The sequence below is a fragment of the Streptomyces sp. NPDC051364 genome, assembly GCF_040682115.1.
Classification (GTDB): domain Bacteria; phylum Actinomycetota; class Actinomycetes; order Streptomycetales; family Streptomycetaceae; genus Streptomyces.
In genome coordinates this window covers 35,720-48,734 of record NZ_JBFBAH010000021.1, presented here as the reverse complement: position 1 = coordinate 48,734, position 13,015 = coordinate 35,720, and the positions used below count along the sequence as shown (strand labels likewise).

At 74.7% G+C, this 13,015-nt stretch carries 11 protein-coding genes and 1 pseudogene; 5 read left to right on the top strand and 7 right to left on the bottom strand.

The window, feature by feature from the left end:
* Window positions 1-28: 28 nt before the first annotated feature.
* Window positions 29-1,105 (bottom strand): RNA ligase (ATP), encoded by a 1,077-nt coding sequence (locus AB0M76_RS31390; RefSeq protein ID WP_365956119.1) that lies wholly within the window; start codon window positions 1,103-1,105, stop codon window positions 29-31.
* 159 nt (window positions 1,106-1,264) lie between these two features.
* Between AB0M76_RS31390 and AB0M76_RS31385 the strand changes: the two are divergent.
* Window positions 1,265-1,530 (top strand): annotated as a pseudogene (locus AB0M76_RS31385) (SDR family NAD(P)-dependent oxidoreductase); the annotation flags it as partial.
* Window positions 1,531-1,561: 31 nt separating this feature from the next.
* On the opposite strand, the gene AB0M76_RS31380 reads toward AB0M76_RS31385, so the two are convergent.
* Both AB0M76_RS31380 and AB0M76_RS31375 read right to left on the bottom strand, forming a co-directional pair.
* Window positions 1,562-2,296, bottom strand: coding sequence for a peptidoglycan-binding domain-containing protein (locus tag AB0M76_RS31380; RefSeq protein ID WP_365956118.1), 735 nt, complete (start codon window positions 2,294-2,296; stop codon window positions 1,562-1,564).
* Between the two features lie 292 nt (window positions 2,297-2,588).
* Window positions 2,589-3,821 carry an MFS transporter gene (locus tag AB0M76_RS31375; RefSeq protein WP_365956117.1) on the bottom strand — a complete coding sequence of 411 codons (1,233 nt, stop codon included), beginning with the start codon at window positions 3,819-3,821 and terminating at the stop codon, window positions 2,589-2,591.
* 303 nt (window positions 3,822-4,124) lie between these two features.
* Between AB0M76_RS31375 and AB0M76_RS31370 the strand changes: the two genes are divergently transcribed.
* Together AB0M76_RS31370 and AB0M76_RS31365 are read left to right on the top strand one after the other, a co-directional pair.
* Window positions 4,125-4,589: a hypothetical protein gene (locus AB0M76_RS31370; RefSeq protein WP_365956116.1), complete on the top strand. Its 465-nt coding sequence runs from the start codon at window positions 4,125-4,127 to the stop codon at window positions 4,587-4,589.
* A 62-nt stretch (window positions 4,590-4,651) separates the two neighbouring features.
* Entirely contained in the window at window positions 4,652-5,491 is an 840-nt protein-coding gene (locus AB0M76_RS31365) for a MerR family transcriptional regulator (RefSeq protein WP_365956115.1), read from the top strand.
* A gap of 25 nt (window positions 5,492-5,516) precedes the next feature.
* Here AB0M76_RS31365 and AB0M76_RS31360 read toward each other — a convergent pair whose 3' ends face one another.
* Window positions 5,517-5,846: a hypothetical protein gene (locus tag AB0M76_RS31360; protein ID WP_365956114.1), complete on the bottom strand. Its 330-nt coding sequence runs from the start codon at window positions 5,844-5,846 to the stop codon at window positions 5,517-5,519.
* Window positions 5,847-5,941: 95 nt separating this feature from the next.
* Between AB0M76_RS31360 and AB0M76_RS31355 the strand changes: the two genes are divergently transcribed.
* Window positions 5,942-6,406 carry a hypothetical protein gene (locus tag AB0M76_RS31355; RefSeq protein ID WP_365956179.1) on the top strand — a complete coding sequence of 155 codons (465 nt, stop codon included), beginning with the start codon at window positions 5,942-5,944 and terminating at the stop codon, window positions 6,404-6,406.
* Window positions 6,407-6,604: 198 nt separating this feature from the next.
* Here AB0M76_RS31355 and AB0M76_RS31350 read toward each other — a convergent pair whose 3' ends face one another.
* Both AB0M76_RS31350 and AB0M76_RS31345 read right to left on the bottom strand, forming a co-directional pair.
* Entirely contained in the window at window positions 6,605-8,449 is a 1,845-nt protein-coding gene (locus AB0M76_RS31350; protein WP_365956113.1) for a HEAT repeat domain-containing protein, read from the bottom strand.
* Window positions 8,450-8,580: 131 nt separating this feature from the next.
* The gene (locus AB0M76_RS31345) at window positions 8,581-9,561 is read right to left on the bottom strand and encodes a WYL domain-containing protein (protein ID WP_365956112.1); all 981 of its coding nucleotides are present in this window, start codon (window positions 9,559-9,561) and stop codon (window positions 8,581-8,583) included.
* A gap of 108 nt (window positions 9,562-9,669) precedes the next feature.
* On the opposite strand from AB0M76_RS31345, the gene AB0M76_RS31340 reads away from it, so the two are divergent.
* Window positions 9,670-10,098 (top strand): DUF3224 domain-containing protein, encoded by a 429-nt coding sequence (locus tag AB0M76_RS31340; RefSeq protein ID WP_365956111.1) that lies wholly within the window; start codon window positions 9,670-9,672, stop codon window positions 10,096-10,098.
* An 80-nt stretch (window positions 10,099-10,178) separates the two neighbouring features.
* On the opposite strand, the gene AB0M76_RS31335 is transcribed toward AB0M76_RS31340, so the two are convergent.
* Window positions 10,179-12,911: a DNRLRE domain-containing protein gene (locus tag AB0M76_RS31335; protein WP_365956110.1), complete on the bottom strand. Its 2,733-nt coding sequence runs from the start codon at window positions 12,909-12,911 to the stop codon at window positions 10,179-10,181.
* Between the last annotated feature and the right edge of the window lie 104 nt (window positions 12,912-13,015).

Sequence of the window (13,015 nt, the reverse complement as noted above, 5' to 3'; positions counted from 1 at the left end):
ACCCGGGGCCCCGCAGCGTGCGCCGGGGTCACTCGTACTCCGTGCCTCCCTTGCGGGTGAGGTACGCCGGACTGACCGCCTTCGCGATCGCGCGGCCGCCGACCACCGGGCTGTAGCGTTCCGCCGCCGGGCGGATCACGACACCCTCGCGCAGGTGCTCGGCCCGGCCGGACACCGTCTCCCGGCCGCCGGCCAGCTCCAGGACCGCGTCGAGCTCGTACGGGCCCTCGAACAGCCGGGGTACGAGCGGCAGCTCGCCGTCCTGGAGCAGCTCGTGCGGGTCCAGCCAGCGCACCTGCCCGTCGATCTCCGCGGACACGTCGAAGACGGCGTACCCCGGCCCCGTGGCAGCCGTCCGCGCGTCGGTTCCGTACGCGAGGTCCTGGACGCCCGCGCCGTACACCTCGCCGAAGACGCCGATCCGGGTGGCTCCCAGCCGGGCGGCCAGCTTCGCCGCGACCTCCGGGACGCCGTGGCCGCGTACGGCTCGCCAGTAGAGGTTGCGGTCCTCCTCCTTGAGCGCCAGCCCCTTGGACCCGAAGCCCTTGGAGGAGACCAGCACCCGGCCGCCTTCGACGACGTACGTCAACAGGCAGGCCGTGCCGTGCAGTTTCTCGGTGAGGACGACCGGCTCGCCGGGCTCGAAGAGGTGCGGGTAGCGCTGGAGGTTCTCGATGTCCACCCAGGGCAGCAGGTCGGGCGCGGCCTCCACCTCGCCGTTCATGGTCGTCGGCACGGGCGGCGCCCATTTGGTGATCCCGAGGAGCTCGGCGAAGTCCGTACCCTCCTCGGCCGCCTGCGCCAGGTCCACATCGGCCAGCGCACTCGGCCGGCACACCAGCCCCTGCGACAGCTCACCGCGCAGCCGGACTGCCTTGACCCGGTCCGCGGAGCCGCCGGCGAGGCGGCCGGTCAGGCCGAGCTCCTCGATCAGCTCGGCCGGCAGCACGGCCTGTTCGGGTATGTAGACGGCGAACTCGCCTGTGCTGTAGGCACCCTTGGCGACGACGGCGCGGTAGAGGCCCACTTGGGCCAGCTCCAGCGCGTCGGCGTTCGGATGCTCGTGGACGGTCAGCTCTTCGGCGGTGACTCGCAAGGTCGACATGTGCGCAACTCCTCGGACGTGACGGCGTCGTGTGACGGCGTCGTGTTGCCATGCCGTCCACTCTGCGGCCCGGCATTCTTGCTGGTCCAGCCGATATCACGGTGTTAACCTGACCCGCCCGCCACCCCGGCGGCCCGTCCCGTCGCCCAGGAGGCCCCTGTGCCACGTCGTCCGGTCACCGTCGTCACCGGAGGCAGCAGGGGCATCGGCGCCGCGACCTGCGTGCGGCTCGCCGCCGACGGCCATGACGTGGTGTCGGCTACCTCCGGGACGACGCAGCCGCCGAGGCCGTCGCGGAGCGCGTACGGGCGACCGGTGCGCGCTGTCTGACCGTACGGGGCGACACCTCCCGGGAGTGCGGGGTGGAGCGGCTCTTCGACATCGCTGGGGCCGAGTTCGGCGCGGTGACCGGGCTGGTGAACAACCGAGCAGAGCCGATGCCCCGGCCCCGGCGGGTCACCCCCCGAAGGCGGCCTGGGTGGCCGGGCCGTAGACGCCCGGCTGGTCGCCCTTGATGTCCCGGTCGCGCTGGAGCTGGGCGACCCCGCGCTTGGTCTGGCTGTCGTAGACGCCGGTGACGTCGACGTACGTGAACCCCTGGCCGCGGAGCCGCTCCTGCAGGGCGCTCACCCCGGGCCCGCGGTCGCCCATCCGCAGCGTCCCGGAAGGCCCCGTCGGCTGCCCGGCCGAGGCGCTCGGCGGGGGCGTCGACTTCGGCGTCCGGCTCGCGGACGGGCCGGCCGACGCCGATGCGGCCGCCGAGGACGCGGAGGCCTGTACGGACCCCTCGGGCGAGGGCTCGTCGCCCGCGCCGGGGCTGCGCGCCGGGAGCATCGGTACGGACAACTCCGGCGGCGCCACGGCCCGCTCGGGCCGCGGATCGGGGCCGCTCAGCAGGAACACCAGCCCGCCGGCCGCACCGAGGGCGAGCAGGGCGAGGACAGCCGGCGGGAGCGGGCCGCCGCGGTCCCGCCGGCCGGCGCGGGCATCGGCAGCGCCAGTGGCCCCGGCGGCCCGCTCGGGGTCGTCCTCGAGCAGGCCGTCGGGGGCGCGGAAGGAGACGGGGACGGGTCCGGTGTGCGGCCAGGCGGGCGTCGTCGCCCGGTACGGCCGCTGGGAGGGTGCGACGTACGGGCGTACGAGCCGGCGGTCGTCCGGGACGCTTTCGCTCTCATCGGGATGGTGGGACACGGTTGTCTCCCGGCAGGGGTGGGGACCGGCGCGGCGGTGCGGTGTCGGCCCCCACCCGGCCGGTCAGGCCCTGCGCCGCCGCGCGACCAGGACCATGCCCGCAGGGGGTGTCCCCGGCACGAGGGCGCCGCCGGTCGTCATGGGGTCAAGCGAGGAGCGGACCGATATGAACATATGAGATATCTCCGAAGTGCAGCTCATGCGGTGGTTCCTGAGTGCTTGATCGGCGCACTCTTTCCCCCCGGGACGGCCCGGGTCAAGCCAGGTGTCCGAACTGCCCCATCCGTCCGGTCTACCCATCGGCGGCGGTAGCCCTCGGCATCCGGACCGTGACGGTGAGGCCGACCGTGACCGCGGCCACGAGCATCAGCGCGGCCCCGGTGAGCGGGGCCGCCGGGGCGCCGATCCCGTCGACCGCGAAGCCGCCCGCCAGGGCGCCCGCCGCGATGGCCAGGTTGAACATGGCCACCATCAGCGAGGTGGCGGCCTCGGCCGCGCCCGGCGCCGCCTTGATCATCCAGCTCTGCAGACTCACCGAGACACCCCCGTACGCGAGCCCCCAGGCGATCAGCAGCGCGGTCCCCGCGGCCGCTCCCGGCAGGGTGGCGATCAGCCCGAGGACCACGGTCAGCGCGGTGCTGATCACCAGGACCGCACGGTACGCATCGCGCGCCCCGGCCAGGAAGTTGCCCGCGACGCCGGCCACCCCGTAGCCCAGGAGCAGCGTGCTCACGTACGCGGCGTCGATGCCGGACACGTCCTGCAGGACGGGCCGTACGAAGGTGTAGGCGGCGAACTGCCCGGTCACCACCAGGAAGGTGACGATCACCCCGGCCCGGACCCCGCGGTTCCCGCGCAGCAGGGCGGGCAGTTCACGGAAGGTGACGTCCCGGGTCGGCGGCAGCGGGGGCAGCAGCAGGAGCAGCGCGGCCAGCGCGAGGAGGCCGAGGACGCCGACCGCACCGAAGGCGGCCCGCCAGCCGCCGAGTTCGCCGAGCAGCGTGCCTGCGGGGACGCCGAGCACGGAGGCGGTGGGGACGCCGCCGAAGACGAGCGCGGTGGCCCGGCCGACGTGGCGCTCCGGTACGAGGCGTACCGCGAGCCCGCCCGCCAGCGCCCAGAAGCCGCCGACGCCGACCCCGACGAGCAGGCGCGCGGCCAGCAGCACGGCGAAGCCCGGGGCGACGGCGGCGGCGAGGTTGGCGGCCGCCATCAGGGCGATCAGTACGCACAGCACGAGCCGCCGGTCGAGCCGGCCCGCGCCGACGGTGACGAGCGGGGCGCAGAGTCCGGCGACGAGCCCGGGCACGGTCACCATCAGCCCGGCGGTGCCGTCGGACACCCCGAGGGCGTCCCCGACGGGGGTGAGCAGGCCGACGGGCAGCAGTTCGGAGGTGATCAGGCAGAAGATCGCGAGCGCGACGGCGAGGACGGCCGCCCAGCCCTTCCAGGGCGCGGGGTGGGTGGTGGGTGGGAGGGGGTCAGGAGTCGGTGCGGGTTCGCCGGGCGCGTCGGCTGCGGTCATGGATCGGTACTCCGTACGGTCCGTCGGGATGTGAGGGCAGGGCAGCGCGGTGCACCGGGGGTCGCGCCTCCCCGGCCATCGCACTGTCGTTCCCGTCCTCCGGCAGACTACGGAAATTCCCGGTCCGGGCAATCGTTTCGGCAATCGGTGCCGGGCCGGGAGCGACGCCGGGCGCCCCAGGTGACGCCGGGCCGACTCCGCGATCGCCCCCGCGCCGGGCTCCGCGGGCCGGCTTCCGGGCCTCGTCACCCGGACGCGTGAGCGCGCGGACCGGCCGGCCGTGCGGTACGGCATGGTGGTCGGATGCAGTTACGCCGGGCCCTGCCCCTGTCCCTCGCCGCGCTGCTCGCGAGCAGCGGCTGCGTCTCCGTCGGCTCGGGCGCGGATCCGGCCCCGGCGCCCGGCACCTCGGCGCCGCTGGACGCGCGGGATCCGGCCGATGCGTCGCCCCCGACGGCTGGTCCCGACCTGCCGCCGCCCGTCCCGGAGTCCCGGCCCCTGCCCCTGCCCCTGCCCCTGGGGCACCTCCCGCAGCCCGACGAGGAGCCGGATCCGGAACGTCCGCCGGCCGGGGCCGCCCGGCAGCCTGCCGCGCGCAGCGCGAAGCCGCCGGCTGCGCCGCGCCGGGCGCACCCGCCCCAGCCCGCGCCGCCGCGCGGCTCGCGGCAGGCGGCCCCGCTGCCCCGGCCGGACGAGCTGTGCGCGGCGGCCGAGGGCACCGTACCGCCGTCCATCGTGGACCTGTGCATCCGGCAGTATGGCCGCTGACCAGCAGGTATCGCTCAGGACTTGACCCTCCCCCCGTGTCAGGGCCTGCACTGGAAGGCGTCATGTTCACCATCGGAGACTTCGCCAAACACGGCCGGGTATCGGTCCGCATGCTGCGCCACTACGACGCCATCGGACTGCTGCACCCCGCACGTGTCGACCCCGCCAGCGGCTACCGCTACTACGAGGCCGAACAGCTCGCCCGCCTCAACCGTGTCATCGCGCTCAAGGAGCTCGGCTTCAGCCTGGACCAGGTGGGGTCGATCCTCGACGAGCGGGTGGGCGCGGAGGAGTTGCGCGGCATGCTGCGGCTGCGCCGGGCGGAACTGGAGTCGGCCATGGCCGCCGCGGCGGCCCGGCTGACCCAGGTCGAGGCGAGGCTCCGGACCATCGAGAGCGAGGGATCCATGTCCACCGTCGACATCGTCGTGAAGAGCCTCCCGCCCGTCCGGCTCGTGGAACTGACCGGGGTCGCCGGGAGCTACCAGCCGCAGGACATCGGGCCGGTCATCGGCCCGCTGTACGACGAGCTCTGCCGCCGGATCGAGGCTGCCGGGGTGGTTCCGACCGGCCCGGGGACCGCGTACTACGAGGACGCGCCGGGGGCCGAGGCCGGAGCCGTCCTCGTCCACGCCGGGCTGCCGGTGGGGGCCTCGGTCCGCGCCGAGGACCTCGGGGGCGCGGTCCGGGTGGTCGAACTGCCGGGGGTCGAGCGGGCCGCGACCGTGGTGCACCGCGGCTCGATGGACCGAGTCCTGCCCACCGCCCAGACGCTCGCGCGGTGGATCGACACCAACGGCCACCGCTCGGCGGGGTATGCGCGTGAGCTGACCCTCGCCTGCCCGGAGGACCGGGACCAGTGGGTCACGGAACTCCAGGAGCCGCTCGCGCCCTCCGTGTAGGTCGTCGGACGGTCGGGCGGCGCGGTCAGGCGGCGCGGTCCCGGGGGACGGCGGCGGGGCGGCGGCGGGTACGGACCGAGGCGCAGCGGCGAGCCGTGTCCCGGCGGGCGGTGCGCAGTCGGCGCATCGTGGCGCGGCCGCGCCGGCGCCACTCGGCCCGGGGCAGGCCCGCCCGCTGGCCGCCGTTGGTGATGAGGGCGTTGACGGGGGTGTGCGGATCGGCGGCCATGCCCTTGGCGACCAGGACGCCGACCACGAGCGGGACCAGGGCCACGGCCAGGGCCGAGCCGGCGGTGGTCACGTGCTGCATGCGGCGCGGGCGGGGCGCGGTGCGGGCGGCGGCGTCGAAGGTCATGCCCCTATTCGATCAGCGGCGGGGGCCCGGGGAATCGGGGCGGATACTCAGGTCGTTGGGTGTGAGGTACTCAGACCGAGGGAGGGCGGTGGGTGGTGACGTCACCCGGGCAGGGCTTCGAGCCCGCGACCGGCGACGGACCGGAACGGCCCGCCACGGCAGCGCGGACGGCCGAGGTCCGCACGGCGTACGAGGGCCTGCTGCAGATCCGCCGCCTCGTGAACGGCCCGGCGGGGACGGCGGTTCCCGCCCCCTGGGAGCTGCGGCAGATGCCTCGCGCGGTGGCCCTCGTACTGGAGGCAGCGGGCATCACGCCGTCGGCGGTGGACGCGGAGGGCCGGCATACGCGGACGGGGTACCGGGTGGCGCCCGGCCCGTCCGAGTCCGGGGACGCACGGGTCGAGGTGACCTGGGCCGGCCCGCCGGGCGGCGGCGCGGCCGAGGCGGAGCAGGAGCGCCTGACGGCCTGCGCGGCCGCACTGGAGCCCCTGGGCTGGGGCTGCCTGCTCTACCGGGGCCCACGCCGCCGCCGCTTCCTCGAGGTGGAACCCCCACGCTGACCGGCCCGGCGCGTACCGCGCCCGAGAAAAGCGGCACTAAGCGGCCTCGGGGAAGTGGGGTGCGTTTTCGCGTCGTCCGGTGCGGTGCATCGCAAGGCGGAGCGGCACGCTTGTACTGGACGTACCAGGGTGTTGCGACAACGCGGCGAGGCGCCGTGCCGGGCGGCGCGGGGGCGTGCCCCACTTCCCCGAGACCGCTTAGCTCCGGCGGAAGGGTCGGTCGGGGGCGGCAGGGCCTGGGGCGATCTCTGTGCCGGGGGCTCCGGCGAACTCGCGGGCATCCTGGCCCCGGCCGGCCGCGGACTCGCCGATCCGGTGCAGGGCCCCGCGGGCGGCCGCGGCAAGGCGCTCGTCGCCCCGCGTGTCCTGTTCGAAGCTGCCGGTGTGGAGCGCAACGCGGACCCGTCTCCCGGCCACCGCACGCAGGGCGGGGACGGCCGGTGCGGCGGCCGCGCCCATGTCCCCCAGGACCGTGCAGGCGTACGGGCCGTACAACTCGCCGTCCAGTGCGCGCGGCAGGACCTCGAGGGCGAGAGCCGCGGCGGCCGCCCCCTCGTGCCGCCACAAGGCGGCGGCCCACTTCGGGTGCACCGCGCCTGCGGTGTCCACGGCCTCCCACAGGTACGCGACGTGCTGCGGCTCAAGTCCGCCGTGCTCGGCGAACCACTCCAGCAGGTCCGCGGCCAGGCTCGCGTTCCGCCGCCACGCGGGCAGCCGCGCGAACAGGCGCTCCGCCCGGCGCCGTTCCCCGGTGATCCGGATCAGGGCCATCTCCACATGCCCCTCGAAGCGTGTGCTGCCGCCCCCGGCGAGGCCTTCGAGCAGCGGCACCGCAGCGGCCGCCCCCGGACCGATCTCGCCGAGGGCGAGGGCGGCCTGGGTCCGCAGCCATCCTGCGTCGTCCGCGCCGAGCAGGCACAGCAGCTGCGGTACGGCGACCGCCGAGGCCGCCCCGCACACCCGCAGCACGCCCACCGCGGCGGCCGCGTTGCGGTCCGTCGCGCCCTCGTGCCGGTCGAGGTGCCGGTCGAGGAACTCCGTGGCCGCCGCCACGAGCGGCCCGGCATCGGCGCCCGCCCCGGCCAGGCCTTCCGCTGCCTCCCCGACCACCGCCACCGTCCTGCCCTCGGCGACGAGCCGGCACAGCTGCGGCAGCGCCCGAACGTCCCCGATCCGGGCAAGTGCGGGGGCCGCCGCGTCGGGCAGTTCGTCCAGCAGGCCGGCGAGTTCGCCGGCGCAGAGCCGGGTGGTCTCCAGCAGGCTCCCGAGCAGCGCGGCGGCGGCCGCCCGCACCCCGGGGTCGGCCGCGGCGCCCAGCAGCGGCCGCAGGTGCGGGACGAGCGCTTCCGGAGCCGCCCGCCATTCCCGCACGGCCACTTCCGCCATGTCGACCGCGGCGCGCTGCGCCACCGCGGTGTCCCGCGCGGCCAGCAGCCCGACGTGCTCGTAGCAGGTGTTCTCGTCACCGGACCGGGCCGCCAGGCCCCATACCGTGCCCGCTCCCCAGCTCATCCGGCCGCCGGGACCGCCGAGCCGTGCACCGGCCGCATCGAGGTCCGCGAGCACGGCCTCGGTGTCGGGCCGCCGGGCGGCCCTCAGCCGGATCGCCGGGTCGCGGTCGGCCGCCGGCAGCTGCCGTTGCGGCGCGTCCGGCCGTACGAGCAGGGCCTCGGCCAGTGCCAGCCGGGCCACGGGATCCGGTTCCTGCCCCGCGCCGGTCAGCAGTTCCACGGCCTGTCGGTGGTCCGCCTCGGCCAGCAGCCAGGCGGCGGCCCGGCGCACCGGCTCGTCGGGATCCCGCAGCCGGGCAACGGCGGCGGCTGCCGCTTCGGGCCACGGGTCGTGGATGCACCCGCTCAGCCCGGTCACGATCTCCAGCAGGAGGAGACGGACGTCGGCCCGCTCGTCGGCGGTTGCGTCGAGCAGCCGGACGGCCACCGGTCCGGTGCGGTCCGCCAGGACGGCATCGAAGATCACGCGCCGTACGAGACCGCAGGCCGCGCTCGCGGGATCGCGGCGTGCCTCCCGGATCCAGGTCTCCACACAGTCGGCCGGTCCGTGGACCGGCGGTTCGGGCCTCACAGGCCCGGGCGCATTACGCCCTTCGACGTCACAGTCATCAGCATCGTCATGCCGTGATCAGCACCGCCCGGCGGGCCGTGGCACAAGTGATTTCAGCCGTACCGCTCGGCCAGCGCCGCGACCGTGTCCGCGAGGGCCTGCCGGAGCTCGGGCGGGCCGAGGACCTCGGCCTCGGTGCCGAGCCGGAGCAGGTCGCCGACGGCGACGGCCTGGGATTCGACGTCGAGGTCGACGCGGACCCAGCCGTCCGGGTCCGCGGGGCCGGCCGGGTCGGCGCCGGCCAGCGCCCGTACGCCGGCGGCGCCGAACTGCATCGGCAGCAGCCGGCGGCCGCGCGGGGACAGCAGCAGCCGGGCGGTCCCCTGCCGGGTCGCCTCCTCCATCCGGCGGGCGGACTCCGCCCAGTACGCGCCGAGTTCGAAGCCGGCCGGACGTTCGAAGCCCTCTTCCGCGGTGTCCACGGCGAGGAACCGCGAGACCCGGTAGCTGCGCACGCGCTCGTCGGCGGCCTGCGCCACCAGGTACCAGATGCCGCCCTTGAGGACGAGGCCGAGGGGGTGCAGCGGGCGCCCGGCCCGCTCCTCGCCGTTCCAGCGGCGGTAGTGGGTGAGCAGTACGCGCTGGTCCCAGACCGCCTGGGCGATCTGCGCGAGGTGCGGGACGGGGTCGGCGTCGCGGAACCAGGCCGGGGCGTCCAGGTGGAAGCGGTCCTGGAGCCGGCGGGCCCGGTCGGCGAGTGCGGCGGGCAGTGCGGCCTGGAGCTTGAGCTGGGCGGCGGCCAGATCGGCGCCGAGGCCGAGCTCCTGCGCGGGGCCGGGAGCACCGGCGAGGAAGAGGGAGCCGGCCTGGGCGTCGGTGAGGCCGGTGAGCCGGGTGCGGTAGCCGTCCATGAGCCGGTAGCCGCCGTCGGGTCCGCGGTCGGCGTGGACCGGGACACCGGAGGCACCGAGGGCTTCGACGTCCCGGTAGACGGTGCGGACCGACACCTCGAGCTCGGCGGCCAGTTCGGGTGCGGTCATCCGGCCGCGGTTCTGCAGCAGGAGGAGCAGGGAGAGGAGGCGGTCGGCGCGCATGGGCCCATTGTGTCCGGGATACCTGACAGAGGATGTCAGGTATCCCGGACAGACTGTTCTCGTGCCGGAGGGACCGAGCCCGCCCGGCCGTGAACCAGGAGGTCCGCCATGTCCGCCCGTACCACCACCCGTACCACCGCTCGTACCACCGGCAGTTTCACCTTCGCCGACTGGGAGGAGCAGCCGATCGGTTCGCCCGACTCCACCCCGCGCCTCGCCCGTTCCACGGTCGTCAACTCCTTCGCGGGCGGGATCGAGGCCGGGGCGACCAACGCCGGCTACACGTTCACCTACACCGGGGAGGGCTCCGGCTCCTACGCCGGCATGGAGCTCCTGTCCGGCACCGTCGACGGCCGCAAGGGCACGTTCGTCATGGAGCAGCGCGGCACGTTCGACGCCGCCGGCACCCGGTGCACGTTCGAGGTGGTCCCGGGCTCCGCGACGGGCGAGCTGGCCGGGCTGGCGGGCTCCGGCTCGTTCACGTACCGCCACGGCGAGACGTCCGTCCCGTACGAGTTCACCTACACGGTGGCCTAGCTAGTGCCGCGCGGACGGCGGCCGTACGACAGAGGGGGCGCGGACCACAACCGTCCGCGCCCCCTCTGTAGCAGTCACTCCTACGGCGCGCCGAAGGTCAGCGTCAGCTGCGGCGTGCCTTCGTTCGCCGTCGCTTCGGAGGACCACAGCCACAGCGCGTCCGTACCTGGGCTGGTCAGGGCCAGGCTGTAGTTCGTGCCGAGTGCGCCCGCGAGGGCGGCCGTGGACAGGCCGGTGGTGTGCACCGCCGAGCCGTCCGGGAACCCGGCGAAGCTGCCGAGGGCCGGAGTGCCGGTGGCGGGGCGGTTGTTGTAGGTGGCGCCGGCCTCGGTCCAGCTGCCGGTGACCGGGACCACCGAGACGGTGTCCGCCGTACCGGCTCCGCTCATCGTGCTGGTCTTCACGCTGAGGGCGGCCGACTTGAGCACGGTGCCCGCGGGTGCGGCGGGCAGGTTGAAGCGCAGGTAGCTCGAGTACAGCGAGGTGCCCCGTACGGCGAGCGAGGACGAGGTCCCGTAATTCGTGTCCGGGGCGCCCGCGTTGGCGTACGTGTCCTCGGCGGCCTGCACCTGGACGACCGAGTCGGCCGGGGCGGTGGCCAGGGCGTAGTGGTTCTGCACCTGGGCCGCGCTCAGGACGCTCGGGTAGACGGCGGTCTCGTCGAGCTGGCCCGCCCAGAACTCGCTGGCCGGCCGGTCGGGCCAGCCGCCGAGGCTGTCGCCGCCGGCGTGCCAGTAGCCGGCGTAGTTCTCGTGCGTGGTGACGGCGAGGGTGCCCTTCTGGGCGCCGTCCACGTAGAGGACCATGCCGCCCGGTCCCTGGGTGGCGATGGCGTGGTGCCACTCGTTGTCGTTGTACGCGGCGGCGGTGGTGACGGTGCGGGTGGCGCCGGTGTAGACGCCGAAGACGATGCGCCCGTCGTTGGTCATGTAGAGGTGCTTGTCGTACTGGTTGCTGCCGCGCACCTGGTTGTTGCCGAAGCCGAGGAGCTTCCCGCCCCGTGTGGTGTTCGTCTTGAACCAGGTCTCGATGGTGTAGCTGCTGCCGATGTTCTGGCGCAGGTCGCCGTAGACCCGGGTGTCCGTGCCGTTGAAGCCGATCGCCGTGCTCGCGCCCGAGACCGCGCCGCGCGTCTGGCGCAGGGCGGGGGCGTTCAGGTGGACGCCGTTCTGGTTGCCGCTGCCCGAGGAGTCGGCGACGTTCGGCAGGGCAGACTCGTCGTAGCGCCAGAACAGCCGGGCGCCGTCCGTACGGACCTGGTTCGGGTACGCGTCGACCGAGGTCGGGACCGTCACGCTCGCGGTCGCCGACAGGGCGCTGGTGTTGCCGGCCGCGTCGGTGGCCGTCACCCGGTACGTGTACGACTGCCCCGCGGTGACGGTGGTGTCGGTCCAGGAGGCCTGCGGACGCTTGAAGAACAGCGAGTCGGCCGTGACCGTGGCGATCGGCGTTGCCGCGCCGTTGCGGTAGACGCGGTACGTCAGCGCGCTGTCGTCCAGGTCGAGACTGGTGCGCCAGCGCACCTGCACCTCGCCGGGCTTGAAGCTCGCCGCGGTCGCGACGGGGACGGTGGGCGCACCCGTGTCCCCGGTGGACGCGAACCGGGTCAGGCTCTGCTGTGCGGACCCGTTGACCGTGGTGAACTCGCCGCCGACCCACAGGTACTGGGCGCCGCCCTTGGAGCCGACCGCCATCACCCGCGGGCCGATGCCCTCGCCGATGCCGTCGTTGGTGTCGGGGGCCCACCCCAGTTTGCCGACGCCGGTGGTCGGCTGCGCGAGCAGGTGGTGGCGCTGGCCGTCCGGGTACTCGCCCACGCTGGAGCAGTCGTGCGCGTGCGAGGCGCTGTACAGCACGTTCTGGTACGGGAGCACGGCCTGCGTGGCGCCGAGGCAGGTGTCGCGCCAGCGCTGGTTGAAGTCGCTCAGGTTGAGCGCGATCCGGCCGTCGAAGACACCGCCGCCGGTGCCTTCGTTGGCGGTGTAGAAGCCGGTCGCGTCCGTCGCGATGTCCTTGACGACGGAGTTGGTCTCGATGAAGCCGGGGTACGTCTTGGTGAGCGCGCCGCTGGTGGCGTCGACGACGGCCAGCGCGTGCGTGTTCGTACCGTTGAGGGTGAAGAAGTCGCCGCCGAGGACGACGTTGTTGCCGTCGGGGGTGACCTCGACGGCGCGGCCCGGCTCGTCGGCGTCGGCCGTGAAGGGCCGCAGCGCGCCGTCGGCCGCGTCGACGGCGGCGAAGCGCTCGCGCTGCTGGCCGGCGACGGTGAGGAAGTCGCCGCCCGCGTAGACGGTGTCGTTCGTGACGGCCAGGGCGCGGACGGTGGCCGCGAAGGCCGGCCGGAAGGAGGCCTTGACGGTACAGGTCGCCACGTCGATGGCAGCGAGGCTGGAGACCGGGGTGCCGTTGACGGCCCCGAAGTAGCCCCCCGCGTACAGGGTCTTCTTGTCCGGCGAGAGGGTGAGGGCGCGGACGGTGGCGGTGCCGCCGCCGACCGTGAAGGAAAGGTTGCAGGAGGTCGGGGCGCCGGTCGCGGCGTCGAGTGCGGCGAAGTTCACCGCCGGCTGCTCGCTGCCGCCGGCGCCGTCGGGAGGACGTACAGCGGAGAACGTGCCGCCGACGAACACCGTGCCACCCGCCTCGGCGAGGGCCCAGACGACGCCGTTGGGCTGCCAGGTGGACAGCGCGTCGGCGGTGAAGGCAACGGGCGGGGTGATGGCCGCCGCCTGCGGGACGAGGCCGAGGCCTATCCCTGCGCCGGTGCCGGCCAGGGACAGGGCGAGAGCGGCCGCCAGCCCTCTGGATCTACGCATGAGCCCCCCAGTTCGGTTCACTGTGCGGTGGTGGCCGAAAACAGCCGTACAGCCGTTCGCAACCGTGCGTACGGGCGCACCCTAGGCCCCTTTGGGCACGTGTT

Coding starts and splice junctions, on each gene's coding strand:
- AB0M76_RS31370 (WP_365956116.1), top strand. CDS start 4,125: ATGCAGTTACGCCGGGCCCTGCCCCTGTCCCTCGCCGCGCTGCTCGCG.
- AB0M76_RS31360 (WP_365956114.1), bottom strand. CDS start 5,846: ATGACCTTCGACGCCGCCGCCCGCACCGCGCCCCGCCCGCGCCGCATG.
- AB0M76_RS31335 (WP_365956110.1), bottom strand. CDS start 12,911: ATGCGTAGATCCAGAGGGCTGGCGGCCGCTCTCGCCCTGTCCCTGGCC.
- AB0M76_RS31340 (WP_365956111.1), top strand. CDS start 9,670: ATGTCCGCCCGTACCACCACCCGTACCACCGCTCGTACCACCGGCAGT.
- AB0M76_RS31365 (WP_365956115.1), top strand. CDS start 4,652: ATGTTCACCATCGGAGACTTCGCCAAACACGGCCGGGTATCGGTCCGC.
- AB0M76_RS31375 (WP_365956117.1), bottom strand. CDS start 3,821: ATGACCGCAGCCGACGCGCCCGGCGAACCCGCACCGACTCCTGACCCC.
- AB0M76_RS31390 (WP_365956119.1), bottom strand. CDS start 1,105: ATGTCGACCTTGCGAGTCACCGCCGAAGAGCTGACCGTCCACGAGCAT.
- AB0M76_RS31345 (WP_365956112.1), bottom strand. CDS start 9,561: ATGCGCGCCGACCGCCTCCTCTCCCTGCTCCTCCTGCTGCAGAACCGC.